The sequence below is a fragment of the Shewanella sp. SACH genome (genome assembly GCF_001887095.2).
Taxonomy (GTDB): Bacteria; Pseudomonadota; Gammaproteobacteria; order Enterobacterales; family Shewanellaceae; genus Shewanella; species Shewanella baltica.
In genome coordinates this window covers 1,611,338-1,637,717 of sequence record NZ_MPDG02000001.1, presented here as the reverse complement: position 1 = coordinate 1,637,717, position 26,380 = coordinate 1,611,338, and the positions used below count along the sequence as shown (strand labels likewise).

Sequence of the window (26,380 nt, the reverse complement as noted above, 5' to 3'; positions counted from 1 at the left end):
TCCTAAGATGTATGCTATTAAGATAAATCGACTTTCTCCATCTCAAGCTGAGCAAGAGCTATAACGGCTTGTGTTCGGTTACGAACGCCCAGTTTTCTAAAAATGGCAGTTGCGTGTGCTTTGATGGTCGCTTCAGAGACGCCAAGATCGTAGGCAATTTGCTTATTTAACAAACCTTCGGCAAACATCTGCAACACTTTATATTGTTGCGGCGTGAGATCGGATAATTTGCTGGCCATTTTATCAACGGCATCGTCATCTATAGAAATAATCTCAGTGCCTTTAGGCAGCCAAATGTCACCGAATAACACCGCACTCAGTGCCTCTTTGAGGGTTTCCATCGAAGCCGATTTAGGGATGAAACCACTACTACCATAATGAATCGCACGGCTAATGGTATTGATATCCTCGTGTGCAGAAATCACTACCACGGGTAAATCGGGATAATGTGAGCGTAGGTGAATCAGTGTGGAGTAGCCGTGGGAACCGGGCATCTGCAAATCTAGCAGTACAAGATCGTAATCGACGCTACGGACATCCAACACAGATTGCAGTGCGTCAGCACTGTCGGCTTCAAACCATTGTGCATGCTCAAACGCTGTGGTCAGTGCTTGACGTAGTGCATTTCTGAACAATGGGTGATCGTCTGCGATAATAATATTTAAGTTTTCTAGCTTCATGGCTTTTATGATTATGTTCGGTGCGCGTGAAGATTGAACTTAATGTAACAGAAAAGTAATCAAGGTTCCTATTGCTTTATTCATGAATAAGGACAAAATTTTGATATGTTTCTGGTTGTTAGACTTTGGTCGGTGTTTTACAAAATATATTTGAATCGCACGATAGTAATGAAAAGCCCGAGATAACGGGCCGTTCTGTATCTTTACATCGTCTACAAACTACTCGTATGTCCACACTTGAGTGGGATTTCGTTGTTCGTCAACCGCAACAAAGGTGAACACCCCGCGTATGGCATGCTCTCGGTGATCTTGATACATGTCTTCGACATAGATGTTCACTTCAACTTTCAATGAAGTGTTACCAACATGGATCACTCGCGCGATCAGTTCGGCTAATGTGCCTGCGGGGATCGGTTTTTTAAAATCGATTCTGTCGGAACTCACAGTTACTAAGGTTTTACGACAAAAACGAGTTGCAGCAATAAAGGCCGTTTCATCCATCCACGCTAAAGCTTCGCCACCAAATAAGGTATTGTGATGGTTGGTGATGGATGGAAATACCGCTTTGATTACCCGCGCTTCAGAGGAGTCGATTCGCGTTTGAATCGCTTCAGGAAATTGTGCTTCAGGGGTTTCGGTTCGTGAGGTATTTTCGGTGTTTGGAGAAATGGGCGTAAGCGACATACAGCAACCTAAGGTAATGCAGCAAATAAGGCAGAATTATAGAGATTTTTAATTCTTAAAGATAGAAAACCACTTCACTTTGAGCCTCTAGCAGATTTTATTGTCGGTTTATTACTAACCTTTTAGGCGGCTATGCATAGCAGATAATATTTTAAACTCTTTGTTTAAGCATAAGTCATTAAAAGTAATGTGATTTTTAAATTTTGTCATATCTAGTTATTTAATATAACACTTTAAAGGTTAACAAATTACTTACATTGAGCTACCTTGAATATTCCGCAGTAACCCCTTTGTTGTCATCTGACGTTGTATGTGCTCGTGTAAAGGACTATTTCGGTAACATACTATAATAAAAGAGGATTTCAACATGATCTGTAATATACCTTGGGTAATGAAGCAACAGCGATTCGCGTGGTTAATGGCCACAGCTATGGCGGGTTTCAGTTATTCTCAAACGGCTGCAGCAGTGAGTTGCCAAGACATAGCAGCTTGGAACAGTAGCCAAATCTATGCAACCGTCACGCCTGTAACCTACGATAATTATCTCTATCAAAATAAGTGGTGGACCCAGAATGAAAACCCGAGCCAAACAGGGCAGTGGGGCGTATGGGAAAACAAAGGCGTGTGTGATAGAGCGCAAAACCAAGCCCCTACACTGGTTATCTTGCAGCCGCAAAACAATGTGAGTGTGAATTTAAGGGATGTTGTCGTGCTGCAGGCCGATGCATCTGATGTTGACGGTACCGTTTCGAGCGTAAATTGGTTTGCCAATGGTCAGGCGGTAACGAGCCCTTGGACGACTAATGCGATCGGCATTGTTCAGCTTAAAGCGGTAGCGACCGATGACAAAGGTGCGACGACCGAGAAAAGTGTTGTGCTAACCGTTATCAATCCTACGAGTGAAAACTTACCGCCTGCGATAGAAATTTTGTCACCTCTAAATGACAGCGTTGTCACTATCGGCGACTCAGTAACCATTAGCGCGAATGCGAGCGATCCTGATACGGGTGATAGCATTACTAGAGTTGAGTTTTATCTTGATACTCAATTGATTGCGACTGATAACAGTGCACCCTATTCGGCAACGTGGCAGGCTGCAGGAGTCGGTGTGCATCAATTACAAACCCGTGCCTACGATAGTCACAATGCCAGCGGCTTGTCGGCAATCATCAAACTCAATGTTGCCGCAGCTAATCAAGCGCCGAGCGTGACATTAACCGCGCCGCAGTCCAACTTTCAAACAGATTTAGGCACGGTGTTATCACTCGCAGCAACTGCGACTGACAGTGATGGCGATGTGGCCAGCGTGCGCTTTTATGCTAACGGTCTGCTCGTTGCTGAAGATGCAACCGCGCCATACAGTGCACAATGGACAGCCATTGAAAATGGTGACATTCGTTTCACCGCTGAGGCCATTGATAATCTTGGCCTGACAACATTATCAACCGCTGTTATCGGCCGAGTAGGTCAAGCACCAACTGATAACGAGGCTTGCCGTCCTGAAGGCTTAGTGGGTGATTCAGTCTATTGCGATGTGTACGATGAACAGGGCCGCGAAAAAATGGGTAGCGATCACGCCCGCCGCGTTATCGGTTACTTTACTTCGTGGCGCACGGGTAAAAATGGCCAGCCGAGTTATCTCGCAAGTGATATTCCTTGGGATAAAATTACCCACATCAATTATGCATTTGCGCATATTGATTCGAATAACAAGGTCTCTATTGGCGACCCCAATAGTGCGACGAACGCGGCAACAGGATTAGAGTGGCCGGGCGTTACAGGCGCTGAGATGGATCCCGAGTTTGATTACAAAGGCCATTTTAACTTGCTCAATAAGTATAAAAAACGCCATCCAAACGTTAAGACTTTAATCTCGATTGGTGGTTGGGCAGAAACGGGCGGTTATTTTGATGATAACGGTAATCGTGTTGCCAGTGGTGGTTTCTATGAGATGACTCAGACGACGCAAAGTATTGAAACCTTTGCCGATTCTGTGGTGGCGTTCTTACGCACTTACAGCTTTGATGGGGCGGATATCGACTATGAGTACGCGACATCAATGGCTAAATCCGGTAATCCTGATGATTTTGCGATGTCAGAGCCAAAGCGTGCGACCTTGTTTAAACAGTACGAACTGCTGATGAAAACCCTGCGTGAAAAACTCGATGCAGCCAGCAAGCAAGATGGTAAGCACTATATGTTAACCGTTGCTGCGCCAGCATCGGGCTATTTGTTACGTGGGATGGAGGCGTATCAGATGACTCGTTATCTCGATTACGTCAATATTATGAGCTATGACTTGCACGGCGCGTGGAATGATTTTGTCGGTCACAATGCGGCGCTGTTTGACACTGGTACAGATGCAGAACTTGCGCATTGGGATGTTTATAGTACGGCGCAATATGGCGGCATTGGTTATCTCAATACCGATTGGGCATACCATTATTTCCGCGGTTCTATGCCAGCAGGGCGGATCAATATCGGTATTCCTTACTATACGCGTGGTTGGCAAAATGTTAGTGGTGGCACTAACGGCCTATGGGGCTTAGCGGCATATCCGGATCAAACGGCTTGCCCTGTGGGTACGGGTGATGGGGCGTCAAACTGTGGTTACGGTGCTCAAGGAATTGATAACCTCTGGCACGATAGTGATGTTCGTGGCGATGAGATGTTCGCAGGCTCTAACCCTATGTGGCATGCTAAAAACTTGGAACTCGGTATCAGCGGCAGTTATTTAAGCCTTTATGGATTAGATCCGCAAACGAATGTTGCCGATCGACTGACGGGCACCTATGAGCGCCATTATGACGCTGTGGCGGAATCTTCATGGTTATGGAACCCGACAAAAAAGGTGTATCTGTCTACTGAAGATGAGCAAGCTATGGCGCGTAAAGTGCAATATGTGGTCGATAACGGCATTGGTGGCGTCATGTTCTGGGAGTTAGCAGGTGACTTTGGCTGGTATCCAGAGCGTAACAATGGTCAGGGTGAGTTCTTTGTCGGTGATACTATGACCAGCATTGCGTACAACGGATTTGCGCAAGCAACCCCGTATGGCAATCGCACCAGCAATCAGGTAATGCCATCACAAACATTGGCCTTAACGGCAAGCTTATCTGGCTATAAAGTGGGCGACAGTAACTATCCGATTACGCCAACCTTAACCATCACCAATAATAGCCAAGTGACTATACCCGGCGGTGCTGAGTTTGAATTTGATATTTCAACTTCAACCTCAGCCGAAATTGCCGATCAATCGGGTATGGGGTTAACTGTGGTAACGGATGGTTCCAATGTGGCAGGAAATAACGTGGGCGGGTTGGAGAATGATTTCCACCATGTTCGCTTTATCTTGCCAACCTGGAAAAGTCTCGCGCCTGGGGCAACGTTTGACGGCACGATTAAGTACTATTTGCCTGTCTCTATGCCATCAAACTTTACTGTAAGTTTTAATGGCACTCGATATGGATTTGGTGCGGCGAGTTCCGTTGTTCCACCTGTGGATTGTGCTGCTAATCCAAGTTTACCTGAATGCCAAGTACCAGTGGTGGATAGTTGTGAAGCGGCGAGTGTCGATACTGCGGGTATTCCTGCTTATCCAAATTTCCCGCAAAAGGACTATCAGGGAAATCCAAGTCATGCAGCAACGGGCGATCGGATGAAAAACAGTAGCGCTGTGTACCAAGCTAAGTGGTGGACCAACGCGGCTCCAGGAGCTTCTGCAGATTGGGCGTTTGTGTGTAATCTATAACATTGTTTATGCACTATAAAAGTGTGCAAAGCCGTCAGTCGTAGTGTGTTGCTGTCGGCTATAAATACAATGGGTATTAAACTGCTGTTAATAAAAAACCGATCAAAGATCGGTTTTTTTATTGGAAAATGTATATCGCTTCGGACATATTTTTCAAGCGTTAGGCTTATTTTGCTAACAATGCTTTTCGCTCGCGGGAAGCCGCTGCGAGCTTACGTAGCAGAATTTCAGAGTCGTCCCAATGTAAGCAGGCGTCTGTGATACTTTGGCCATAACAGAGTGGCTGGCCTTCAACGACTTTTTGATTACCTTCTTGTAAGAAGCTTTCAGCCATAATACCTGCGATGGCAGTGCTGCCTGCCCGCATTTGCGCCATGATTTCATCGGCCACGTTAAGCTGCTTAAGGTGGTTCTTTTCACTATTACCGTGGCTGAAATCAACCACCATACGTTGAGTGACCCCAACAGAGGCAAGCTGTTGACGCGCTTCTTCGATATCTTGTGCGTGATAATTAGGTTTTTTACCACCACGTAGGATGATATGGCCAAACGGGTTGCCGTGGGTGCGATAGACCGCCATAGCGCCATCTTTATCTGGTGAATAGAAAACATGTGGCACTTGTGCGGCACGCACTGCATCAACGGCAATATTGATGTTCCCATCTGTACCATTTTTAAAGCCAACCGGGCAAGACAGTGCTGAAGCCATTTCACGGTGGACTTGGCTTTCCGTGGTGCGCGCACCAATAGCGCCCCAAGTGATGAGATCCGCTATGTACTGACCGTTCACCATATCTAAAAATTCGGTGGCGATAGGCAATTTTAATTCAGTGATTTGTTGCAGCAACTCGCGGGCAATGCGTAAACCTTTGTTTGGTTCGAAACTGCCATCGAGATCGGGATCTGAAATTAATCCTTTCCAACCGACAATTGTGCGGGGTTTTTCAAAATAGACGCGCATTAAGATACACAAGTCATCTTTCAATTCTTGGTGTAACGCGGCTAAGCGTTGAGCATAATCTAATGCCGCTTTAGTATCGTGGATTGAGCATGGGCCTATGATCACCAATAGACGTTGGTCTTCACCCATAATGATGGCTTCGACTTCACGACGTTGCTGAACCAGATAATCGGCTGCATCTTGAGTTAATGGGAACTCAGATGCCAGTTGCGCAGGTGAGATGACTTTTGCTAATAAGGAAGTGCGTAGTTCGTCTGTTTTTATGGTCATTCAAAATACCGAGCTTGCGTGCGGCGCTTTTCGCCAGATTGCCTCGGATTATAACGAATCGAACCGAGTTGCACAGTGCCAATTGCGTTAATTGTCGGCAACTGTGCAATGAATTTGATTTAAGTTAGTTTCTTTTAGACTAAATTCACTCGGTTTCTTTTGCTGATTTTGGCTTATTAGGCTTAGAACATATGCCGTTCTAGGCCCGTGACATCTAATATTTTAGTGGCAATTTCTTCCACGGAATGATTAGTGGTGTCTATGTAAGGAATGCGTTCGCGTTTAAACAGCATTTCCACTTCTTTGACTTCTAAGCGGCACTGTTTGAGCGATGAATAGCGGCTATTCTCCATTCGACTCTGACGGATTTCATGTAAACGCACGGGATCAATCGTTAAACCAAATAGTTTTTTCTTATTGCGTTTCAGCGCTTCAGGTAACTTAAGGTTATCCATATCATCTTCGGTGAAAGGGTAGTTTGCCGCTTTTATACCGAACTGCATTGATAAATACAGGCTCGATGGCGTTTTGCCACAGCGAGAGACCCCAAGTAAAACCAGATCGGCTTGATCCATATGTTTCATGGTCTGGCCATCATCGTTGTCCATGGCGAAATTAATGGCATCAATACGCGCTTCATAGCCGTGATTCGCTTTTCCATGGGTTCTATGTACAACTGGAGAGGCAGAAACACCTAAATGTTGTTCGAGTGGGGCCACAAAAGTATTCAAAAAATCATAATCAACCCCTTCACTCGAGTAGATGATGTCGCGGATCTCGGCTTTTACGATGGAATGGAATACTAACGGCCGCTCACCTGTTGTAATAAAACAATCATTAATTTGTCGCTTAACTTGCTCCGCTTTCGTCAATGTTTCGACAAATGGAATCGTAAGTGACTCAAATTCTAATGGAAATTGCGAGAGAACCGCATGACCAAAAACTTCAGCTGTGATCGCTGTCCCGTCGGAGATATAGAATACTTTTGGTGCCATACTGACCTCTTGTAGTAATAAAATTACAAATAAAATTATAGATTTACGCGTGTTCGACAGGAGTGTAAAATGCCGCTGCCCTCGTGTGAAGGGGCCACTGAAATAAACTTGCGGAGATAGAACTGTGCAGCAATACGTACTCTGGTATCAAGAATTAGGCATGGGTGACGTCAACTTGGTTGGCGGTAAAAATGCTTCTCTAGGCGAGATGATCAGCAATCTGGCCAATGCCGGTGTTCAAGTACCTGGCGGATTTGCGACAACTTCCCATGCGTTCAACGAGTTCCTTGAACAAAGCGGAGTTAACCAGAAGATTTATGACATTCTAGCCACACTGGATGTAGATGATGTCAATGCGCTGGCTAAAGTAGGTGCACAGATCAGACAGTGGGTTATCGACACTCCATTTCAACCAGCATTAGAGCAAGCGATTCGTGAAGCTTACGATAAACTTGCCGCTGAAACTAGCGAAGCGTCATTCGCGGTACGTTCTTCTGCAACAGCTGAAGATATGCCAGATGCCTCTTTTGCGGGTCAGCAAGAAACCTTCTTAAACGTAAAAGGATTTGAATCCGTACTGACAGCGATCAAGCATGTGTACGCTTCACTCTTTAACGATCGCGCTATTTCCTACCGTGTGCATCAAGGTTACGAACACCACGGTGTTGCCTTGTCTGCTGGCGTGCAACGCATGGTTCGTTCAGACAAAGCGGCTTCTGGTGTGATGTTCACTATGGACACTGAATCTGGCAATAACGATGTCGTGTTTATCACGTCATCTTTTGGTCTGGGTGAAATGGTTGTTCAAGGCGCAGTTAACCCTGATGAATTTTATGTTCACAAACCTATTTTAGCCTTAGGTCATAAGGCGGTTGTGCGCCGTAATATCGGTAGCAAGCTCATCCAGATGGTTTATTCAGATGATGCTGCTCACGGCAAACAAGTGAAAATTGAAGACGTGAGTGCTGACAAGCGTCGCCAATTCTCAATCAATGACGCCGAAGTTGAAGAATTAGCTAAACAAGCCATGGTTATCGAAAAACATTACGGTCGTCCAATGGACATCGAGTGGGCAAAAGACGGTAACGACGGCAAACTGTATATCGTTCAAGCGCGTCCAGAAACAGTTCGTAGCCGTGAAGATGTGCAATTGATCGAACGTTATCACTTAAAGAGCCGTGGCGCTGTGATCTGTGAAGGTCGCGCTATCGGTCATAAAGTGGGAACAGGCGTAGCCAAAGTATTAACCTCTATCGCTGATATGGATCAAATCCAACCTGGTGACGTGTTAGTGACTGACATGACAGATCCAGATTGGGAACCTATCATGAAACGCGCTAGCGCCATCGTGACTAACCGTGGCGGTCGTACCTGTCACGCGGCGATTATCGCCCGTGAATTAGGTGTGCCGGCGGTGGTAGGTTGTGGTGACGTAACTGACCGTATCAAAACGGGCCAAATTGTGACCGTTTCTTGCGCCGAAGGTGACACTGGTTTTATCTACGAAGGTAAACAAGACTTTGAAGTGATTTCAAACCGTGTTGACTCTTTGCCTGCGCTGCCAATGAAAATCATGATGAACGTGGGTAACCCTGATCGTGCATTTGATTTCGCCCGTTTACCAAATGAAGGTGTGGGTCTAGCGCGTTTAGAATTCATCATCAACCGTATGATTGGGATTCATCCAAAGGCGCTACTTGAGTTCAATCAACAGGATGCCGCGCTGCAAACTGAAATCAACGAGATGATCGCAGGTTATGAATCACCGGTTGAGTTCTACATTGCCCGTCTGGTTGAAGGTATTGCGACTATCGGTTCTGCTTTCTATCCGAAGAAAGTGATCGTACGTATGTCAGACTTTAAGTCTAATGAATACGCAAACTTGGTTGGCGGTGACAGATACGAACCAGAAGAAGAGAACCCAATGTTGGGCTTCCGCGGTGCAAGCCGTTATATCTCTGAATCGTTCCGTGACTGTTTTGCCTTAGAGTGTGAAGCGATCAAACGTGTTCGTAACGACATGGGTCTGAAAAACGTTGAAGTCATGATCCCGTTCGTACGTACAGTGAAAGAAGCAGAACAAGTGATTGGCCTGCTGAAAGAGCAAGGTTTAGAGCGCGGTAAAGACGGTTTACGGGTCATCATGATGTGTGAAGTGCCTTCAAACGCTCTGTTAGCGGATCAATTCCTTGAGCATTTCGATGGTTTCTCTATCGGCTCAAACGATTTAACTCAGCTGACACTCGGTCTTGACCGTGACTCAGGTATCATCAGCCACTTATTTGATGAGCGTGATGAAGCCGTTAAAATGCTACTTTCTTTAGCCATTAAAGCGGCTAAAACTAAGGGTGCTTACATAGGTATTTGTGGTCAAGGTCCTTCAGATCACGCCGATTTTGCGGCTTGGTTGGTCGAGCAGGGCATAGATACTGTATCGTTAAATCCAGACACTGTGATTGATACTTGGTTGTATTTAGCCGAAGCTCACGGTTGATCTAGATTGTAATTTTATAAACTTGTTAAAAAAGCCGCTTTTTAGCGGCTTTTTTTTGTTTATAATGGCGCCATAACGATAATTGACAGAAGCTATCTATGCTACCCCTGCTATCACATCAACAAACATTAGAGCCAGTGTATTTGGCATACCTTGATGCACTGGAGCAAAGTGAGTATTCCGGTGATATAGACAAACGTTACAGCGCACGTTTAGTGCAAGCAACGGACAACTCTGTATATCAATTCTTACCTCAAGCTGTGTTATATCCTAAACATCAGCAGGATATCCAAATTGCATTGACACTGGCTGCTACGGACGCATTTCGCAGCGTGACCTTCAGTGCACGTGGCGGCGGTACCGGTACCAACGGACAATCCCTGACCCATGGTTTGATTTTGGATGTGTCGCGTTACATGAATCGCGTGCTCGAAGTGAATGCTGAGCAAGGTTGGGTACGAGTTGAAGCTGGCGTCGTTAAAGATGCACTTAACGATGCATTGCGTCCCCATGGATTCTTTTTTAGTCCCGATTTATCCACCTCAAACCGCGCCACAATTGGCGGCATGATCAATACTGATGCCTCGGGTGCGGGTTCATTGGTCTACGGTAAGACGTCAGATCACGTGCTGGCGCTGCGCAGTGTGTTGATTGATGGCAGTGTGTTGGATACGCAGCCCTTAGACGCGGGACTCCTGTGTAACCCCGATAACGTCAGTGATAATCCGCTGGGGCAGAAACTGATTTCTGCTGTGGCGGCGGTATGCCGCGAAAAGCGTACTCAGATTGAAAACCAATTTCCTAAGCTCAACCGTTTCCTCACTGGCTATGACTTAAAACACGTGTGGAACGACAACCTGACGCAATTCGATTTATCACGGATTTTGACAGGTTCAGAGGGCACGCTTGCGGTAATAATCGAAGCTAAACTCAATCTCACCCCGTTGCCGACCGAGCGCGCGATGGTGAACATTAAGTACGATTCGTTCCAATCGGCTTTGCGCCATGCGCCATCCTTAGTCGCCGCGCGGGCGACTGTGGTCGAAACCGTCGATTCAAAAGTGCTGAATTTAGCCCGCGAAGATATAGTCTGGCACTCGGTATCTGATCTGATTCAAGAAGTGCCGGGTAAAGTCATCGACGGCCTCAATATGGTCGAATTTGCTGGTGACACAGTAGAGGTTGAGCAAAAGCTTGCGAGTCTTGAAGCTGTCTTGACTGAGCAGATCAGCAAAGGCGAGTGCGGCGTATTGGGTTACCAAGTGACGCAAGACAAGCCAAGCATTGAAAAAATCTACGGCATGCGCAAAAAAGCCGTTGGCTTATTGGGCGCCACTAAAGGACGTCGTAAACCTATCGCTTTTGCGGAAGATACTGCGGTGCCGCCCGAAAAACTCGCCGACTATATTATGGAGTTTCGCGCAGTACTCGATGGCCATAATCTGCAATACGGTATGTTCGGTCATGTGGATGCGGGCGTGTTGCATGTACGGCCAGCACTCGATATGTGCGATGTTGAAGATGAAAAACTATTGCGGGTCATTTCAGATCAAGTCGCGGCACTGACGCTTAAATACGGCGGCTTGATGTGGGGCGAACACGGTAAAGGCGTGCGTGGTGAATACGGTCCATCTGTCTTTGGTAATGAACTATACGGCGTTCTACAAGATATCAAAGGCTTGTTCGATCCCGACAACCGATTAAACCCCGGCAAGCTGGTGGCACCTAAACATACTGGCGCCCTCTATTACGATATCGACAGTGCTAAGCGCGGTAAGTTTGACCGACAAATCCCCATCGAAGTACGTGATGCATTCCCCGATGTGATGAACTGTAATGGTAACGGTCTGTGTTTTAATTACAGCAGCTATTCGCCCATGTGTCCGTCGTTTAAGGTGACGGGTGACAGAGTGCAGTCGCCTAAGGGGCGCGCAGGGCTCATGAGAGAATGGCTCAGGCTGCTGGAAGCAGAAGGGGTTGATGTTAACGCTCTCGCTAAAGCCAAACCCTTAGGCTTGCTGCAGCGAGTTCAAAATACATTCAATGCCCAACGCGATTATGATTATTCCCACGAAGTGATGGAATCGCTCAAGGGCTGCTTGGCCTGTAAAGCCTGCTCTGGGCAATGTCCGGTCAAAGTGGATGTGCCTAAATTTAGGGCGCAGTTCTTTAATATTTACTATCAACGCTATTTAAGACCGGCGAAGGACTATCTTGTTGCAGGTATCGAAGATAGCTTGCCATTAATGGCCGCTGCACCGCGTCTTACTAACTTTGCCGCGCAAAATCCATTGAGCCAATGGGTGATTAAAAAGGCGATTGGTTATGTTGACGCGCCTGCGTTATCTGTGCCGACCTTGAAGCAACGACTTGATGGTCATGCAAGCCGTGGTTACGACTTAGCTGCACTGCAGGCCATTCCAGAAGAGGCGCGATCACAGTTTGTGCTGGTGGTGCAAGATCCCTTTAACAGTTTCTATGACTCTGGTCTTGTGCTGCGTTTTATCCAGTTGATTGAAATACTCGGCTTAAAACCTGTGTTGTTGCCCTATAAACCCAATGGTAAGCCAACGCATATCAAGGGATTTTTAGATAAGTTCGCGAAAACGGCGCAGTCGAGTGCGGACTTTTTGAACCAAGTTCATAAACTGGGCATGCCTATGGTCGGCATCGATCCAGCCTTAGTCTTGTGTTATCGCGACGAATACCGTGAAGTCTTAGGGGCTAATCGCGGTCATTTTGAGGTCAAGTTAGCCAACGAATGGCTACTTAATGTCATCAAGGACCTACCCGCGAAAGCGCCACAAGATAAGCAATATACCTGGTTTAGTCATTGCACTGAATCGACGGCCAAGCCAAATACCGCCAATGAATGGACTAAAATCTTTGCCCATTTTGGTGCTAAGTTAACCGCTGTTAATTTAGGTTGTTGTGGTATGGCCGGAACCTACGGTCATGAGGCGGAAAACCTCGAGCGCTCTAAAGCTTTGTTTGAGATGTCTTGGCAGCAAACTCTCGCTAAGATTGAACAGCCGCAAGTGTTAGTGTCGGGCTATTCTTGCCGTACTCAAGTGAAACGTTTTGCCGGTTACAAGCCAAAACATCCACTGGAGGCCTTGCTTGAGTTAGCAAATATCTAGTGGTGTTTATCGCTTAGCTTCACCAGTGAGCTTGTTATTATCCTCACTGGCATATCCCAGTGTTGAATGTCACACTAAAGCCAGCCGCAAGGCTGGTTTTTTTATGGATGATGGAGGCCTTGATGGAAAAGATGACTGACAGTATTCAACACACACTCAAACAATTCGCCGCCGATAGTGCATTAACGACGGTAGCGCCGCTCTGCAGTGACATCCCACTATTTGACATTAACGCCTTGGGTGATTGGACGTATTTAGGTACATCGCTGCCAGCAAAGTTTGCTAAGTTGTTCGCCAGTATTTTGCATTGTATCGATGATGAGTATTTCTTAATTACGCCAGTGGAGAAGGTGCGAGTGCAGGTTGAAGATGCGCCTCTGCTGATTGTCGATTTCGAGCGAGCGCAACCTCATTCTCTGCTCAATGTGAGCACCAGTATTGACACTCTGCACCACAATGTGGATATAAAGCAGATGAAGCTCACCGATGACAGTGTTTATTTGCCGCTTGAGCGTGGGTTATGGGGGAAATTAGGTCGTGCTTGTTACTATAATTTTGTGAATGAATTCAATTTATCTGATCTAAATGAGCAGTGAGTTCGTAGGTTAATAGCATAATTAGCTGTGGTGTTAGCTAGTTTATTGCGGGTTAAGTGGTAGTATTAAAACTGACTCTGGCTTCTTATAATGGCGCACAGGGTAAGTGAAAACGCGTTAAAACCTTTGTTGTAGGAGGTGCTGTTTGAATCGTCATGAAAGCTTAGGCTATCTTGTTTCCCACTTAAATATCGAGCTGCAAAATGAGCTTGATCTGCATCTTAAGCGATATCAACTCGATATAAAACTGTGGCCTGTGCTGTTTGCTTTGTGGCAAGAGGAGGGCATCAGCCAAACTGAATTGTCTAAGCGTTGCGATGTGGCAAATTACACTATGACGCGTTTACTCGATCAGTTGCAGGTACAAGGTCTTATTACCCGCCATCAAGAAGCCGATAATCGGCGCGCCTTTCAAATCTTTTTGACCGATGAAGCCAAAGCGTTAGAGCAAGATCTGATTTGCGAAGCTGAGCGGGTCAACGAAAAATTCCTGTCTAACCTCAGTGATGAGGAGCAGCAGCAGTTCGTCTTACTGTTAAATAAAATCAATCGCTTGGCTTAATGATACGGATTAATTCGGTATGGAGGGATACTGCGGTTTAGCCGTTTTCACTGCTATCTGTATGTGATTGTCTAAATTCATTTTCTCCAGTTTAATCCCATCATTCATCTGTCACTTCGCGGGATTAAACTGGCTCAATCAATTCAAGTAAAGTGCAAAGACGCAGAGTAGGCTGACGGCTATTACTGAGTGTTGTAAATAACGGCGGCTGGCTAACAAATTTTCTTTGCCTTGTTTTAGGCTGGCGACGAGTGTGTGCTGCTTATAAATTCGGCACATCAACTCATCGGTTTGGGGATCGATAAGCAGTTCAAACTTGCAAGGTGCGCCGTCTTTAAGTTGAATAGTATGTTCGCTCTGAGGCTTAAAATTTAGCTTGTGCGACACCATCTGGCCGTTGACAAAGACCCGCTCTAAACCGCTCCAATTACTGGCTTGCAGTTCAACTACATCTTGGTTGAGATCATACTTGAAACGGATCATAGCGCTATCCTGTGCTGGGACCTGAGAGGCTAATTCAAGCAGACAAATATGACGTTTTCCAGCGTGATTTAATGAATATTCTGTGTCGAAATTAAAAGCGCGGCTAAACCATGAGCTTAGCGCTAGATTAAATTTTAGATAACAAAAAAGCGACCAGAGGTCGCTTTTGCGGATGTTACGCGTGCAGAAAAATTACTTTTTTGCGGCTTCGATAATGGCTTTGGCCATTTCATCAGCCACAGCGCCGGTTGTACGGTTCTGCGCATCAGCTTGGCTGAATATTTTCAACAGTGTGTTGTAAATTTCTTCTACTTTAGCGGTAGACTTTGCGGCGTCGTAATCTTTTTCGAACGACACGTTGATAATGCCGCCTGCGTTGATCACATAGTCTGGTGCGTACAGTATGCCCATTTCTTTTAGCTGTTCGCCGTGGCGTACTTCAGCTAATTGGTTGTTGGCACAGCCAGCAACAATTTTGGCTTTCAGTTGCGGTAAGGTCGCATCGTTTAAAGTTGCGCCAAGGGCGCAAGGAGCATACACATCCACATCTTGCGCGTAGATTTCTTGAGGCGCGACAACAATAGCACCAAAGTCGGTAGCGACTTTGTCTAACGAGGCTTGATGAATGTCGGTCACAATCAGTTCAGCGCCTTCGTTATGCAAGTGTTTGCACAGGTAATAGCCAACGTGACCTACGCCTTGAACGGCGATTTTAAGGCCTCTAAGGCTGTCTAAACCGAGTCTATGTTTAACCGCAGCCTTGATGCCTAAATAAGTGCCAAGGGCGGTGAACGGTGATGGGTCGCCACTCTTGCCTTCAAGACCTGCCATATAAGGGGTTTCTTCATGGGCAATCATGATATCAGCTGTGGTTGTACCCACGTCTTCAGCGGAATAATAGCGGCCGCCAAGGCTATTAATGAAACGGCCAAAAGCGCGGAATAGGGCTTCGCGGTCTGGTCTTTTTGGATCGGCGATGATCACTGATTTGCCGCCGCCCATGGTTAAACCGGCAAGGGCGTTTTTGTAAGTCATGCCACGAGAGAGGCGTAATACGTCAGTCAGGGCTTCATCATCCGATTGGTAATTCCACATCCGGCAACCACCCACGGCAGGGCCAAGGTTAGTGTTATGGATGGCGACAATGGCCTTTAAGCCACTTTCTTTATCATGACAGAATACGACCTGTTCATGTTCGTCAAAGGATACATGATTAAATACAGCCACGTGAATTTCTCCGCTATACATAATGAAAAAGCCGACGAGGTGAGTCCCCATCGACTGCTTGTTATATTTATTGCAGAACCATAGCATTTAGCGATACTCTCAACCATGCATAATGACCGAATAAATACATTATTCGTGGCAATTTAGCTTTCCACTTTACGTAAACGTAAGCTTTGCGGTTGAAAATGGATTGTACTGAATTTAATGTAACGAATAGAATGAATCGCGCACTGATCCCAAGAATTAGGTTCGCGTTATAACAATAAGATAGGACGGAAGTATGACTGAACAAGCTGTCGACCAAACTCAACAGAATTTATCAGCTGAAGAAGTGGAAAAGCTGCGTCAAGAGTGGGTCAGAACTCAATTTCAAAAAGCCAATCGTTTCCTCGCTGAAAAAGGCGTGATCCCAAGTAAAGTCTTGGCCGATGAAAGTCGTTATCTTGCGCCTTACATGGCGATTTGGAAAATGGAATCAAAGCGTCCCAGCAACAAAACCTATTGGGTGATGTCGGGCGATTTACCCTCGGATTTCGTCGATGTGAAAGTGGCGGCAACGGCCCGTGATGCGGTGCGTCATTTCTCTATGATGTGGCAAATGCAGGCGGAAAACTTGGTACGATCAGGTGCAACCCGTGATGCTACTCAGGCTAAGTTTGCGCAATTACTGGTATCGCGCGCTGAGAGTTTATATCGTATGCACAATGACGATAAGCTGTGGAATGCCTAAGCTCAAATGAGTTGAGGATTGTATTGTGAGATAGTATTAAGTTAATACAGTCACTTGTGTTGATTGATACTGATAATTGAAATAACAATAAGGCACTCAATTGAGTGCCTTTTTTATACCGACTTTTATGTTAATTTCCTATATTAAGAACAAGGTCATCAAGCAAAGTCGATAGGGGTTATTCTTCGCTGTCGCTTAAGTAGAAGAAACCTTGATTGATGAGTTTCAATAGTAATGCTTGAACTTCTTCATGCTGACATATTTCAGTCGCTTCATCGGCGCTTAAGCTCACGTTATCGCTCAACTGTGCGATAACGTCTACCGGTGTATTTAGCAATTCGTGCACATCACCATTGATGAATAATCGCGGCGTGGCGTCATTTTCAAGGCGCAGTACTTTCAAACCGCCGATACGGCTGATGCCAGCACCTTGGGCGAAGGCATCTTGCAAATCTTCAATGCTGTAAGCTTCTTCGCCTTCACACAAGTCAAGCTCGAAACGGTTTTGACTAAGCAACTTACCTAACACGATTTGATAGCTATTGGGATCTTGGCTTAGCTGACTCAAGAGTGACATTATGCCCACTTGATGATCTTGGCTGACGATACCCGCTGAACTCGGTTCAGTTTGCGACGTGAAACGCTGCTGACCTAAGTTATTGTCGAGCAGGTAATCGGCGACTTCACTGATCAGTTCTTGCTGGCTTGGTGCACGAAAACCAATTGAGTAACTCATTGCCACTGTTAGGGTTTCGCCGCAATGCGGGAAACCAGGTGGAATATAAAGCATGTCGCCTTTTTCTAACACCACATCGATAATTGGGGTGAAGTCTTCAACCAGCGGCGAGTTTGGATTGCCACCGCGGCGTTGTTGCGGGGTATTGTCACCCACAGTCCAGCGACGCTCACCTTCGCCTTGAATGATAAACACATCATAGTTATCGACGTGCGGACCTACGCCGCCACTTGGCGTCGTAAATGAGGCCATCAAGTCATCGAAACGCCAGTCAGGTAAAAAGCGTAGCGCTTCAACTAATGGCTGCGAATCAGGATACCAATGGTTGACCGCTTGCACTAGCAACTGCCAATGGGTTTCGCCATAGCTGTCGTAATCTTCAAACGGGCCTTGAACCACTTCCCAGTTATCGTCTTTAGTGACGACGATACGCGAAGAGATTTCTTCTTCACAGGCAAGGCCTGCTAGTTCGTCGGCGCTGATCGGATCTTCAAATTGCGGAAACGCTTTTTTGATCAGCAGGGGTTTCTTTTGCCAGTATTCACTAAGAAACTGGGCGATATCGAGATTGAGTGTATACATAGTGTTAAAAAAGGCGACCACATCTCGGAGATGTGAGTCGCCTTAATCCTTATTTCTGTTTATGAAAGAGTATTGTCCATCGCCAATTTCAGCTAAAAACTAAGTTAAAAACTTACTTCAGTTCGTCGACAAACGTTTCGGCGCGACCAATGTAATTGGCTGGCGTCATTTTCTTCAGCTCAGCTTTCACTGAGTCTGGTAATTCAAGTCCGTCAATAAACACTGACAGTTGCTGCGCGTCGATACGTTTACCGCGCGTCAGTTCTTTTAACTTTTCGTATGGTTTTTCAATGCCATAACGACGCATCACAGTTTGTACTGGTTCTGCTAGCACTTCCCAGTTATGATCTAACTCGTCACGCAGGTGCGCTTCGTTAACTTCTAACTTGCTGATGCCTTTTAAGGTCGCTTGATACGCGATCAACGCATGGGCAATACCCACGCCTAAGTTACGCAGTACTGTTGAGTCAGTTAAGTCTCGTTGCCATCTTGATAACGGCAGCTTAGACGCTAAATGTTGCATCAGCGCGTTAGCGATACCTAAGTTACCTTCAGAGTTTTCAAAATCGATTGGGTTAACTTTGTGCGGCATAGTCGATGAACCGATTTCACCGGCGATAGTGCGTTGTTTGAAGTGACCTAGGGCAATGTAACCCCAAATATCACGGTCAAAGTCAATCAGCACAGTGTTGAAACGGGCAACCGCATCAAACAGTTCGGCAATATAATCGTGTGGCTCGATTTGCGTCGTGTAAGCGTTCCAGTGCAGGCCAAGGCTAGTCACAAAACGCTCTGACAGTTCATGCCAGTTAACTTCAGGGTAGGCGGACAGGTGAGCATTGTAGTTACCTACGGCACCGTTCAGTTTGCCCATGATTTCAACATTGGCGATTTGTTTGATTTGACGCTCAAGACGCATCGCTACGTTCGCCATCTCTTTACCGAGTGTCGAAGGTGAAGCTGGTTGGCCATGGGTGCGTGACATTAATGGCACAGAGCGATATTCAATCGCCAGCTTTTTAATCGCAGTCAGCAACTCGTTGCAGTAGGGCAGTAATACTTGTTCACGGGCTTCAGTCAACATTAAACCGTGGCTTAAGTTGTTGATATCTTCAGAAGTACAGGCAAAGTGAACAAACTCACCCACAGCGGCTAACTCGGCATTGCCCGCGATTTTTTCTTTGATGAAGTATTCAACCGCTTTCACATCGTGGTTAGTGGTGCTTTCGATAGCCTTAACACGCAGCGCATCTTGTTCGTTGAAATTGTCTTTAATGCCATCGAGCACAGCGATAGCTGACGCGCTCAATGTTGGCACTTCGCTAATGTCTGGGCAGTCGGCTAACAGTTTTAGCCAATTGATTTCAACCTGAACACGGTACTTGGTAAGACCGAACTCGCTGAAAATCCCTCTCAATGACGCGGTTTTACTACCATAACGACCGTCTACCGGAGAGATAGCAGTTAGTGCGGAAAGATCCATGTGAAGCTCCTTGATGAACGCTAATTTTATTATAGGGTAAGACTTTTCTTGGCTGTATCGACTATGGCTTTGCGGGCGAAGACTAAGTGTCGACGCTTACCGCCTAGTTGGCGCCACAGTACAGCGCTGCGCATGGCTGCAAGCAGTAGAGCGCGAATTTTTTGTTGTATGATAGGGCGTTGCAAACACACTGGATTACCAGAGATTTGGATTTTCGGCCCTAAATTACTGATGATGTCACTGTAAATGCTGGCAAGATTGGCAATCACTTGCTCATCTGTGATCGCAAAATGATGTAGCTGGCGATTCACTTGATTAATGCGCTCGGCCAACATGCCTAAACCGCTGTTAGAGCGAACTAATTTTCGCTCTAACGCCAACACGCCAACTAAATAGCGGGTGATTTCAACATCTTTTTGACTGCTGTCACCGAGCTGATTCAAAATCAGCTTATAGCCTTTTTGCAATACGATTTTGTCTTGGTAGACATCGGCAGTATTGTCAGGATTGGTGACAAGAATGGTGTTTAAGCTCGCCGCGAGCTCGGCATTATCTAATTCGCCATGGCGGGCTAAATGTTGAACTTGGGCAATGGCTTGCAGTATGCCCGCAAACGCCATGGTCCGATTAACTAGTTGCTCGTTCACGCTTTACCCTCGGATCAATTGATCTATGATGCCGCCACCTAAGCAGACTTCACCATCATAAAATACCGCAGACTGTCCTGGCGTCACCGCAGCAACAGGTTCATCGAAGACCACGCGTAAGGTGTGTTCATCTGTGTAGGTCAGAGTACAAGGCACATCTTGTTGGCGATAACGGGTTTTCACTGCGATATGACAGCCATCGATAGGTCCGGTTCTATCCACCCAATGCAGTTGGTTAACTGTCATGCCGGTCGACATCAAACGAGGATGGTGTCCGCCTTGACCTACGATCAATACGTTACGCTCAAGATCTTTATCGACGACATACCAAGGATCGTCATTGCTGTTTTTCATACCGCCAATGCCTAGGCCTTTACGCTGGCCTAAGGTGTGGTACATCAGCCCTTGGTGCGTGCCTATGATTTCACCTTCTGGGGTTTCGATATTACCAGGCTGCGCCGGTAAATAAGTGCCCAGGAATTCAGTGAACTTGCGCTCACCGATAAAACAGATGCCGGTGCTGTCTTTTTTATCATGGGTGATTAGGCCCATTTCTTTTGCGATTTCACGTACTTCATGTTTTTCCAATTCACCGACAGGAAACAGACTTCGGGCCACTTGCTCGTGGCTAAGGGTGTAGAGGAAATAACTTTGATCTTTATTGCCATCGACGCCACGGAGCATTTGTGTACTGCCATCGCTATTATCACGGCGGCGCACATAGTGGCCCATGGCGATGTAATCGGCGTCGAGGATTTCGTCGGCAAATTCTAAAAATGCCTTAAATTTGATTTCTTTGTTGCACATGATATCGGGATTTGGCGTGCGGCCGGCTTTGTATTCGGCGAGGAAATACTCAAAGACATTGTCCCAATATTCGGCTGCAAAGTTGACTGTGTGTAGCTTGATCCCGAGCTTGTCGCACACGGCTTGGGCATCTTTTAAATCTTCAGCGGCAGCGCAGTACTCGTTGTTATCATCTTCTTCCCAGTTCTTCATGAAAAGGCCTTCAACCTGATAGCCTTGCTGCATAAGCAAATAGGCTGAAACAGATGAATCTACACCGCCGGACATGCCGACAATGACTTTTTTTCCTGTATGAGTGGGTTCGATTGATGTCATAGATCCTAAAAACCATTGAGTATGTGTGTTGGCTAGGTTGTTGAAGTTAAGCCGCGACATTGAGCGCGTAACAAAAGTGCCTAACCTAGCTTAAAAAATATGGGCTAGCTTTAAATCCAAGCTAACTTAAAAGCTAACTTAAAAATCTGGGTGTAGTGCGAGCGGTCAGTAGACTCGTATTTACGGCCTACTGTGCAGTCTACTATTTAGCCACGTAGAGGCCGATAGGCACTAGCACATGCATAAGTTTAACAAGCAGTTTATGCGGGGCGGTATTCTATCACGCCTTACTCGCTTGGGCTATCGCGAGGCGGTCACTATTGAGTAAGGAGAGGGGATAAGTTTGGCCCTGTTGTGCGTTATTAAGATAGTCTTTTAGGCAATCGAGCACTAAGGGGCTGCGCAGTAAAGATGACTTGGCTTCTATCTCTGCAAAACTCAGCCAGTGCGCACTGTGGATAGCGTTGTCCTGTGGCGCAGGTGAGGGCATATCATCTAACTGTACGAAGAAGGTAAAGCGCACAAAGGCTAAGTCTTCACTGGCGCTAAATTGATAGATGCCGACGAGTCCTTGGGGGTTAAGTGATAACCCCGTTTCCTCAAACACTTCACGCTCACAGGCTTGGATTAAGCTTTCATTCGCTTCTAAGTGACCCGCTGGCTGATTAAAGCGCTGCTCGCCATCAATCCACTCTTCTACCATCAGATATTTGTCCTGTGAAGTCGCATGAATAATACAAGCGACGGTCACATTGGGTTTATATCGTTGACTCATAGTGCCTCCTTTGAGTGGACATGGTGCCAATTTTTAGTGGCGTTGAGCGCAGAAACTTGGCTGAAAGTTAGACTTCATCACCTAGGCGGATACATTTATGCTCGCCCGATGGCAAATTATCTAGACTCCATTGGCCTATTTTATAACGGATTAATCTTAAGGTCGGAAAACCGATATGCGCTGTCATGCGTCTGACTTGGCGGTTACGGCCTTCATGAATTTGGATTTCTAGCCAAGTTGTTGGAATATTTTTGCGTTCTCTCACTGGCGGATTACGTGGCCAAATATCGGGTGAATCCATGATTTTGACTTTAGCAGGCAGCGTCATACCATCATTTAATTCAACACCTTGGCGCAGTTTTGTCAGTGCATCTTCCGTCGGCACGCCTTCTACTTGCACCCAATAGGTTTTAAAAGTTTTCTTTTTCGGTTCTGTCAGTCTTGCCTGTAATTGACCGTCATTGGTCAGCAGTAACAAGCCCTCACTGTCTCTGTCTAAGCGGCCTGCGGCATACACGTCAGCAATGGGAATATAGTCTTTTAGAGTTTTGCGACCTTGTTCATCGGTAAACTGGCAAAGTACATCAAAAGGCTTATTAAACAGCACGATAATCGGTGCGAGCGTTTGGCTCTGCACTGGTTTTGCCGCTGCAATTGCGCGTCGATTAGGATTTTTAAAGGGTTCTTTCTTTAAACTGCCATTGGCATTACGTGCTGGCGCCACTTTGCTATCTACGGCGGTAGCGCGGTTGACAGGGCATCTGCTCGCGGGCTTAGCGGGTTTAATCGTGCTCTTGGCTGGGGAACTGGCGCTTGAATTGGCACGTTTAGGTGGAAACTTGTTTTTGTTCATACTTTTGCTAACAGGAGGTTGAGACACGCTTACCTGACTTGATTGAGTCGTTAATGTGGTCATAGTGTACTTGGCATTCGCCGTTAGTGGAATTTGAATATTATTGCGAATGCTCTATGATGTCGGCCAGAAAATGTGATCTGTGCCTAAATGTTTATTAGGTTTTAATGAGTCGTTGTAACAAATTTTAGCTTGCGCGCAAAGGCAGAAGGGCATTGATAATTTGAAAGGTTAAGGCGGATTCGATTGCCTTGATTGATATTTTCACTGTGCTCAGATTTGTTCGCCATGCTATAAAATTATTATAAAAAATATTAAATTTTACAATAATGTAGGATGTAACATGAAAGATAACTCATCAACAATTATTTACACTGAAACAGACGAAGCGCCAGCACTGGCCACCCTCTCACTCTTACCTATTATCAGAACGTTTACCGACGCCGCGGGCGTTGCGGTTGAAACCCGTGATATCTCGTTATCGGGCCGTATTATTGCCAGCTTCCCTGAGCAACTGACCGAAGCACAAAAGATTGGCGATCATCTGACTGAGCTTGGCGAGTTAGCGAATCAGCCAGAAGCGAACATCATCAAGTTACCGAATATCAGTGCTTCGATTCCACAATTAAAAGCCTGTATCCTTGAACTGCAGCAAAAAGGTTATGACATCCCTCACTATCCGGATGAGCCAAAAACCGACGCTGAAAAGTCAATTAAAACGCGTTACGACAAGATTAAAGGCAGTGCGGTAAACCCAGTATTACGTGAAGGTAACTCAGATCGCCGCGCCCCATTATCGGTGAAAAACTTCGCCAAGAAAAACCCGCATTCAATGGGTAAATGGGCTACAGATTCTAAGTCTCACGTTGCTCACATGACCGACGGCGATTTTTACGGCAGCGAGCAGTCAGTGACTTTATCTGATGCGGGCAGCGTGAATATCGTGCTGACGCAAAAAGATGGCCAAGAAGTGGTGCTCAAGTCCGGTCTTAAGTTGCTGGCTGGCGAAATTATCGATGCTGCGGTATTGAGTAAAAAAGCCTTAGTGAGCTTCTATGAGCGTGAAATCGAAAACGCCAAAGCAGAAGATGTGCTGTTATCGCTGCATCTGAAAGCCACTATGATGAAAGTGTCTGATCCTATTATGTTTGGTCACGCTGTGAAGGTATTCTTCAAGCCAGTATTTGACAAACATGCGGCGCTTTTCGCTGAATTAGGTGTCGATGTTAACAACGGTTTTGGTGATGTTTATGCCAAGATCGCGACATTACCTGCCGATAGCCGCGCCGAAGTCGAAGCCGATATCGCCGCCGTTTACGCTGCACGTCCTGCATTGGCTATGGTTGATTCTGACAAAGGTATCACCAATTTACACGTGCCAAGCGACATCATTATTGATGCATCTATGCCTGCTGCGATTCGTTCATCTGGCCAAATGTGGGGGCCAGATGGTCAACTGCATGACACTAAAGCTATGATCCCAGATCGTTGCTATGCCGGTATCTACCAAGAAACGATTGCCTTCTGTAAAGAGCACGGCGCTTTTGATCCTAAAACCATGGGCAGCGTGCCAAACGTGGGCTTGATGGCGCAAAAAGCCGAAGAATACGGCAGCCACGATAAGACCTTTGAAATGCCTGCTGACGGTGTGGTCAACGTTGTCGATGCCAGCGGTAAGGTATTGATGAGCCACAATGTGGAAGCGGGCGATATCTGGAGAATGTGCCAAGTTAAAGACGCACCTATCCGTGATTGGGTAAAACTGGCCGTGCGCCGTGCCCGTTTAAGCAATACTCCTGCGGTATTCTGGTTAGATAGCAAACGTGCCCACGATGCGCAAATCATTGCAAAAGTGCATCAGTATCTGCCAGAACATGACACTGATGGCTTAGATATCAGCATCATGTCTCCAGAAGACGCGACGCGTTTGTCTTTGGCTCGCATCAAAGAAGGCAAAGATACCATTTCAGTTACGGGTAACGTTCTACGTGACTACCTGACTGACTTGTTCCCCATCCTAGAGTTGGGCACCAGTGCCAAAATGCTGTCAATCGTTCCATTAATGAACGGCGGCGGTCTATTTGAAACAGGTGCGGGCGGTAGTGCGCCTAAGCACGTGCAACAGGTTGAGAAAGAAGGTCACTTACGTTGGGATTCACTCGGTGAATTCTTGGCTCTGGCGGCGTCTCTTGAGCATTTAAGCCAAACTGTCGGTAATTCAAAAGCCCAAGTGTTAGCTGATACTTTAGATCAAGCCATTGGCCAATTCTTAGATAGCAATAAATCGCCATCAAGAAGAGTCGGTGAGTTAGATAACCGTGGCAGCCATTTCTACTTAGCCATGTACTGGGCACAAGCCTTAGCCGCGCAAACGGGCGATGAGCAGTTACAAGCTCACTTCATTCCGTTAGCGCATGCGTTGGCGGCAAATGAGCAAGTGATTGTGGCTGAATTAGCGACGGCACAAGGTGCACCAGTCGATTTAGGCGGTTACTACCGTTTAGATACGGCTAAGGCTGAAAAAGCCATGCGCCCAAGCGAGACGTTAAACAAGCTGTTGATTGCTTAATCTTGTTAGTTTTAGCTTTTGGATGGTGTGCGCGTCAGTGTGGGCCATCAAAGTTGATGTAAAGTTGTAAGTCATTAGACTGATTTTGAAAAGGGATCTGCATGGCAGATCCCTTTTTTATGCCCTAAATTTACTGTCGAGACTGGTGATGAAATTTTTTTGTGGGGATGCTATGGGTGAGGGACTGCGATTGATCTTGAATTAAATTCATGCGTAATGCTGACAAGCGATGGAGCATTAAGTGCCGAGGATTGATAAAACACGCTGCAATAAAAAGGCAGGGACAAGTCCCTGCCTTTTAGATCATTGGCCTCACCAAACGTTATTTTGTTGGTGAAATGGCTGAAGCGTGCATCCCTTTTGGACCGGCTTCTACTTCAAATTGAACGGGTTGGCCTGCTTTTAGAGTTCGATAGCCTTCCATTTCAATGGTAGAATAGTGTGCAAAAACGTCCTCACCACCTTGATCAGGGCAAATAAACCCGAATCCTTTGGCGTTGTTGAACCATTTAACAGTTCCGCTTGCCATACTTCCACTTCCTTCTGTTGTCTACTTACCAGTAAGATAGTAAAACCTGTATAGACGGGTATTCGTTCACCGTCTGCACAACAGAATGTAAGGAGTAAAAGCGGAAGTCAAGCTAAAATTAACAAAGGGGTAACAACTGATTAATTTGAACGGATCAATTGGAAGAGGCCAACACGAGAGGCTAGTATTAAAAAATGGCAAAGATAGGAAATATTGAACACGTTGAAGAACGTGTCGAATCAGAGTTAATGCCGCCTTCGATGTATAAGGTGGTACTCAATAATGATGATTACACCCCAATGGATTTTGTGATTGAAGTTTTGCAGGTTTTCTTTCGCAAGAACGAGCAGGAAGCGACCGATATCATGTTGACGATCCATCACCAAGGAAAAGGTATTTGCGGTATTTTCCCGTTTGGGATTGCAGAAACTAAGGTGATACAAGTAAATCAATTTGCAAGACAAAACCAACATCCGTTACTGTGTTCGTTAGAGAAAGCATAAAACCGCTT

Annotated in this window: 21 protein-coding genes; 8 read left to right on the top strand and 13 right to left on the bottom strand. The window is 46.1% G+C overall.

Features of this window, described 5'->3' with window-relative positions; all coding sequences use genetic code 11:
• Positions 1-17: 17 nt before the first annotated feature.
• The gene (locus tag BM607_RS07070; protein ID WP_071939358.1) at positions 18-680 is read right to left on the bottom strand and encodes a response regulator transcription factor; all 663 of its coding nucleotides are present in this window, start codon (positions 678-680) and stop codon (positions 18-20) included.
• 219 nt (positions 681-899) lie between these two features.
• Positions 900-1,364 carry an acyl-CoA thioesterase gene (locus tag BM607_RS07065; protein ID WP_006081955.1) on the bottom strand — a complete coding sequence of 155 codons (465 nt, stop codon included), beginning with the start codon at positions 1,362-1,364 and terminating at the stop codon, positions 900-902.
• A gap of 367 nt (positions 1,365-1,731) precedes the next feature.
• Here BM607_RS07065 and BM607_RS07060 point away from each other — a divergent pair, with 367 nt between their 5' ends.
• Positions 1,732-5,115: a glycosyl hydrolase family 18 protein gene (locus BM607_RS07060; protein WP_071939359.1), complete on the top strand. Its 3,384-nt coding sequence runs from the start codon at positions 1,732-1,734 to the stop codon at positions 5,113-5,115.
• 166 nt (positions 5,116-5,281) lie between these two features.
• On the opposite strand, the gene BM607_RS07055 is transcribed toward BM607_RS07060, so the two are convergent.
• Together BM607_RS07055 and BM607_RS07050 are read right to left on the bottom strand one after the other, a co-directional pair.
• Positions 5,282-6,346 (bottom strand): 3-deoxy-7-phosphoheptulonate synthase, encoded by a 1,065-nt coding sequence (locus BM607_RS07055; RefSeq protein ID WP_071939360.1) that lies wholly within the window; start codon positions 6,344-6,346, stop codon positions 5,282-5,284.
• Between the two features lie 182 nt (positions 6,347-6,528).
• Positions 6,529-7,341: a pyruvate, water dikinase regulatory protein gene (locus tag BM607_RS07050; RefSeq protein WP_028759725.1), complete on the bottom strand. Its 813-nt coding sequence runs from the start codon at positions 7,339-7,341 to the stop codon at positions 6,529-6,531.
• A 124-nt stretch (positions 7,342-7,465) separates the two neighbouring features.
• On the opposite strand from BM607_RS07050, the gene ppsA reads away from it, so the two are divergent.
• The 4 genes from ppsA to BM607_RS07030 all read left to right on the top strand — a co-directional run bounded on the left by ppsA (position 7,466) and on the right by BM607_RS07030 (position 14,133).
• The gene (gene ppsA, locus BM607_RS07045; protein WP_071939361.1) at positions 7,466-9,835 is read left to right on the top strand and encodes a phosphoenolpyruvate synthase; all 2,370 of its coding nucleotides are present in this window, start codon (positions 7,466-7,468) and stop codon (positions 9,833-9,835) included.
• 98 nt (positions 9,836-9,933) lie between these two features.
• Complete coding sequence (locus tag BM607_RS07040; RefSeq protein ID WP_071939362.1) at positions 9,934-12,975, top strand: FAD-binding and (Fe-S)-binding domain-containing protein; 3,042 nt, start codon at positions 9,934-9,936, stop codon at positions 12,973-12,975.
• A 122-nt stretch (positions 12,976-13,097) separates the two neighbouring features.
• A complete protein-coding gene (locus BM607_RS07035; RefSeq protein ID WP_071939363.1) occupies positions 13,098-13,571 on the top strand; it encodes a DUF1285 domain-containing protein in 474 nt (157 codons plus the stop codon).
• Positions 13,572-13,716: 145 nt separating this feature from the next.
• Positions 13,717-14,133 (top strand): MarR family transcriptional regulator, encoded by a 417-nt coding sequence (locus BM607_RS07030; protein WP_006081948.1) that lies wholly within the window; start codon positions 13,717-13,719, stop codon positions 14,131-14,133.
• Between the two features lie 138 nt (positions 14,134-14,271).
• On the opposite strand, the gene BM607_RS07025 is transcribed toward BM607_RS07030, so the two are convergent.
• Positions 14,272-14,616: a hypothetical protein gene (locus tag BM607_RS07025; protein ID WP_006081947.1), complete on the bottom strand. Its 345-nt coding sequence runs from the start codon at positions 14,614-14,616 to the stop codon at positions 14,272-14,274.
• 192 nt (positions 14,617-14,808) lie between these two features.
• On the bottom strand, positions 14,809-15,843 hold the full coding sequence (locus BM607_RS07020) for a Glu/Leu/Phe/Val dehydrogenase dimerization domain-containing protein (RefSeq protein ID WP_071939364.1): 1,035 nt from the start codon (positions 15,841-15,843) through the stop codon (positions 14,809-14,811).
• A gap of 280 nt (positions 15,844-16,123) precedes the next feature.
• Between BM607_RS07020 and BM607_RS07015 the strand changes: the two genes are divergently transcribed.
• Positions 16,124-16,573 carry a DUF4826 family protein gene (locus BM607_RS07015; RefSeq protein ID WP_006081945.1) on the top strand — a complete coding sequence of 150 codons (450 nt, stop codon included), beginning with the start codon at positions 16,124-16,126 and terminating at the stop codon, positions 16,571-16,573.
• Between the two features lie 178 nt (positions 16,574-16,751).
• Here BM607_RS07015 and BM607_RS07010 read toward each other — a convergent pair whose 3' ends face one another.
• The 6 genes from BM607_RS07010 to rluE form a co-directional block, all read right to left on the bottom strand.
• Positions 16,752-17,891 (bottom strand): cupin domain-containing protein, encoded by a 1,140-nt coding sequence (locus BM607_RS07010; RefSeq protein ID WP_071939506.1) that lies wholly within the window; start codon positions 17,889-17,891, stop codon positions 16,752-16,754.
• Between the two features lie 112 nt (positions 17,892-18,003).
• Positions 18,004-19,374 carry an adenylosuccinate lyase gene (purB, locus tag BM607_RS07005; RefSeq protein ID WP_071939365.1) on the bottom strand — a complete coding sequence of 457 codons (1,371 nt, stop codon included), beginning with the start codon at positions 19,372-19,374 and terminating at the stop codon, positions 18,004-18,006.
• A 29-nt stretch (positions 19,375-19,403) separates the two neighbouring features.
• Positions 19,404-20,021, bottom strand: coding sequence for a high frequency lysogenization protein HflD (hflD, locus tag BM607_RS07000; protein ID WP_006086256.1), 618 nt, complete (start codon positions 20,019-20,021; stop codon positions 19,404-19,406).
• A 3-nt stretch (positions 20,022-20,024) separates the two neighbouring features.
• Entirely contained in the window at positions 20,025-21,143 is a 1,119-nt protein-coding gene (gene mnmA, locus BM607_RS06995; protein ID WP_083548599.1) for a tRNA 2-thiouridine(34) synthase MnmA, read from the bottom strand.
• Positions 21,144-21,423: 280 nt separating this feature from the next.
• Positions 21,424-21,918: an NUDIX hydrolase gene (locus BM607_RS06990; RefSeq protein WP_071939367.1), complete on the bottom strand. Its 495-nt coding sequence runs from the start codon at positions 21,916-21,918 to the stop codon at positions 21,424-21,426.
• Between the two features lie 67 nt (positions 21,919-21,985).
• On the bottom strand, positions 21,986-22,771 hold the full coding sequence (gene rluE, locus BM607_RS21905) for a 23S rRNA pseudouridine(2457) synthase RluE (protein ID WP_083548601.1): 786 nt from the start codon (positions 22,769-22,771) through the stop codon (positions 21,986-21,988).
• Between the two features lie 343 nt (positions 22,772-23,114).
• Here rluE and BM607_RS06980 point away from each other — a divergent pair, with 343 nt between their 5' ends.
• Positions 23,115-25,340 carry an NADP-dependent isocitrate dehydrogenase gene (locus tag BM607_RS06980; protein WP_071939368.1) on the top strand — a complete coding sequence of 742 codons (2,226 nt, stop codon included), beginning with the start codon at positions 23,115-23,117 and terminating at the stop codon, positions 25,338-25,340.
• Between the two features lie 322 nt (positions 25,341-25,662).
• Here the strand turns inward: BM607_RS06980 and cspD are convergent, their stop codons facing one another.
• Entirely contained in the window at positions 25,663-25,869 is a 207-nt protein-coding gene (gene cspD, locus BM607_RS06975) for a cold shock domain-containing protein CspD (protein ID WP_006081937.1), read from the bottom strand.
• 194 nt (positions 25,870-26,063) lie between these two features.
• On the opposite strand from cspD, the gene clpS reads away from it, so the two are divergent.
• Positions 26,064-26,372, top strand: coding sequence for an ATP-dependent Clp protease adapter ClpS (gene clpS, locus BM607_RS06970; RefSeq protein ID WP_006081936.1), 309 nt, complete (start codon positions 26,064-26,066; stop codon positions 26,370-26,372).
• The last annotated feature ends 8 nt before the right edge of the window (positions 26,373-26,380 follow it).